Genomic DNA, 230 nt, shown 5'->3' with positions numbered 1-230 from the left:
AGCCCGAAATATTAAAGTGCGTGTATATCGTGACGGTGTTGTTGAAATTCCGGAAACGATAATTATTGACTGTACAGTCAATGCCAATGGCGGAGATGCTACGGCAAATACAAGCGCAGATTCGTTGAAGATCACTATTAATGACGATGATGTTGCTCCGGCAAGTACACAAGATATTACCTTATTGACCGAAGATTTTGAAGATTGGACCGGCTGGTTAAATTTGGACA

Annotated in this window: 1 protein-coding gene; it reads left to right on the top strand. The window is 41.3% G+C overall.

Going from position 1 to position 230, the window contains the following annotated elements; translation table 11 throughout:
- The coding region (locus ACY2RT_RS15780) for a hypothetical protein (RefSeq protein WP_490156848.1) at positions 1-230 on the top strand (230 nt) is incomplete at both ends.

This window comes from Ulvibacter sp. 2210JD10-4 (assembly GCF_058148525.1).
Note: the sequence above shows the minus strand (reverse complement) of the source record. Positions and strands in the feature narration are given on the sequence as shown.